Below are 3075 nucleotides of genomic sequence, written 5' to 3' on the forward strand. Positions count from 1 at the left end.
AGTGGATAACATAACCCGCGCTTTTGAAAATATGCTGCAATATGCCGATGAAATGAAAACTTTAAATTCTGATAAATTAAGAAAAATTGTAGATAGTTATGATAACAATCGAATTATCACTTCAGCGATTGATGAAATAATAACAAGGCTTAACAACCTTTCAAAAGAATCTGGTAATAAATGCTTATAAAATAAATTAGTTCTATTTCAAATTGTAACGGGGAGTAAATATGGCAGATATAATAATCAAAAACGGTTCTATCCTGACAATGGATTCTTATGAGTTAACACATGGAGTGGTTGTAATAGAAAACGGTATCATAACAGAAGTATCAGAATCCACTGAACAGTATGCAGACAAAATTATCGATGCAAAAGGCTCAGTTGTGATGCCGGGTTTTGTCAATACCCATACACATGCTGCGATGACATTATTCAGAGGTTATGCGGATGACATTCCGCTTGATGAATGGCTCAAGGATTACATCTGGCCTGCTGAGGAGCATTTAACAGATGAAGATGCGTATATAGGAACAAAACTTGCATGTCTGGAAATGATAAAATCAGGCACAACTTCATTTGCTGATATGTACATCCATATGAATGATGTTGCACAGGCGGTTAAAGATTCGGGTATGAGGGCTGCTCTTTCATATGGATTAATTGATTTGGGTGAAAATCGGTCTGCTGATGTAGAGTTATCCAAGGGAAAACAGTTTGTTCTTGAATGGAATGGAGAAGCAGAAGGTCGGATAATAACAATGTATGGACCACATGCCCCTTATACATGTTCTGAAGGTTTCTTGTCAAAATTAAAAAAAGAGTCAAATCACGACAATGTCGGCATCCATATCCATGTTCTTGAGACCGAGAGTGAATTAAATCAAATGAAACAGCATTATGGGATGTGTTCAGTCAACCTTTTGGACAGGCTTGGATTTTTAGGTCCAGATGTACTTGCAGCACATTGTGTCTGGTTGTCGGATGATGACATAGAAATACTTCGAGGACGGGGAGTCCATGTATCCCATAATCCAGTAAGCAACATGAAACTTGCATCTGGGGTAGCGCCTGTACCCAAGATGTTGGATAGGGGCGTAAATGTCTCACTGGGAACAGATGGTTGCGCATCTAACAATAATAATCTGGATATGTTTGAAGAGATGAAAACGGCGGCACTTCTTCATAAGGTAGAGAGCCTTGACCCGACTGTACTACCGGCACGGCAGGTGCTTGAGATGGCAACAACCAGCGGAGCGAGAGCACTTGGGGTAAAAAGCGGAGTCCTGAGAGAAGGGTGTAATGCAGATGTAATCATAGTAGATATGAACAAACCTCACCTCACACCATTGTATGATATACATTCACACCTTGTATATTCTGCATCAGGTAGTGATGTCAGTACGACCATAGTTGACGGTCGGATACTTATGCAGGATTATGAAGTATTTTGTATGGATGAGCAAGATGTACTGGACAGAGCCAGAACTGCTGCAACCGGTCTTTTAGAGCGAGCTAAATTCTGATATAGAAAGGAGTTTTAAAAATGGTGGATGATACATTACTCGAGTCCGGTAACCAGAAGATAGAGTGGGCAAGGAACCACATGCCTGTACTGTCGATAATAAGGGATGATTTCGCGTTTGAAAAACCACTTAAAGGTTGCAAAATAGCCATGGCACTGCATGTGGAAGCCAAAACCGCCGTCCTTGTGGAGACACTTGCAGCAGGGGGTGCTGAAATCGCTATAACCGGTTGTAATCCCTTAAGTACACAGGACGATGTTGCTGCAGCATTGGATACAAGAAACAATGTTTCATGTTTTGCAAAACATGATGTTAGTAAAGATGAATATTATGAGGCAATCGACAGAGTGCTGGATATAGAACCCAATATTATAGTGGATGATGGTGCTGATATCATTCATAAAATCCATACAGAACGCCAGAATCTGCTACCGAATGTAATCGGAGGATGTGAAGAAACTACTACAGGCGTGCACCGTTTAATGTCAATGTCTGAAAATAATGCCTTAAAAATACCCACTATTGCAGTTAATGATGCACTTACCAAGTACCTTTTTGATAACCGGTATGGTACAGGTCAGTCAACATGGGATGCTATAAATAGAACCACCAATCTGTTGGTAGCAGGCAAAGATGTAGTTATTGCCGGTTATGGATGGTGTGGTAAAGGGGTAGCTATGTATGCAGCAGGACTTGGTGCCAATGTAATAGTAACCGAAGTCAATCCTGTAAGGGCACTCGAGGCGCGTATGGATGGTTATCGTGTGATGACAATGGAGGATGCTGCAAAAATAGGAGAGATTTTTATAACAACTACAGGTAATGTTTCAGTACTTACCAGAGACCACTTTAAATTAATGAAAGATGGAGTAATTCTTGCTAATTCCGGTCATTTTAATGTGGAAATCAATATTGAAGATCTTGAATCAATGGCACACTCGATTCGCAAAGTAAAAAGTAACATCAAAGAGTATAACCTCAAAACTCATCGAATTAATGTTATTGCAGACCAGCAAACAGTAAATCTTGCAGCAGGAGATGGTCATCCTGCAGAAGTAATGGATATGAGTTTTTCAAATCAGGCGCTTTGCGTTCGTCATCTTGTAGATAATGGCCTTGGTACCGATGTGCACGCAGTACCACCGGAAATCGATATCTATATCGCTGAACTGAAGTTAAAGGCACTTGGGATTGAAATCGATGAATTGACTACCGAGCAGGAAAAATATATGCGTGAATGGGAACACGGTACATGATATTATAATTTTTCACAGATTTTTAATATATCTGTGAGATATTACTTTTTTGTGTATTATCATGCTCTCCAACAACAAGTAGGTGTTGCATGCATCGTATTTTATATATTCCCGTATGGTGGAAATTAATTATATCTACAATTTTCTTATATATATTGTTAATTATATAATGAAATATTTAGCAAATATAAAAACTATCTGTAATATTGGACTGTAATAATCTTTAAAAATAATATATTGGCCTTTTTCAAGGCTAAAATTTATATATGATAATGTCTTTTTGTCCACGTCGC

The 3075-nt window shown here is 38.8% G+C and carries 3 protein-coding genes; all 3 read left to right on the forward strand.

From position 1 onward, the window contains the following. Positions 1-190: phosphopantothenate/pantothenate synthetase family protein (locus QZ276_RS00085; RefSeq protein ID WP_292484131.1), on the forward strand; the 190-nt coding region annotated here is incomplete at its 5' end. Between the two features lie 40 nt (positions 191-230). Further along, positions 231-1526 carry an amidohydrolase family protein gene (locus QZ276_RS00090; protein WP_292484133.1) on the forward strand — a complete coding sequence of 432 codons (1296 nt, stop codon included), beginning with the start codon at positions 231-233 and terminating at the stop codon, positions 1524-1526. 20 nt (positions 1527-1546) lie between these two features. Further along, a complete protein-coding gene (locus QZ276_RS00095) occupies positions 1547-2782 on the forward strand; it encodes an adenosylhomocysteinase (RefSeq protein WP_292484136.1) in 1236 nt (411 codons plus the stop codon). The last annotated feature ends 293 nt before the right edge of the window (positions 2783-3075 follow it).

The sequence above is a fragment of the Methanohalobium sp. genome (assembly GCF_018609725.1).
Taxonomy (GTDB): domain Archaea; phylum Halobacteriota; class Methanosarcinia; order Methanosarcinales; family Methanosarcinaceae; genus Methanohalobium.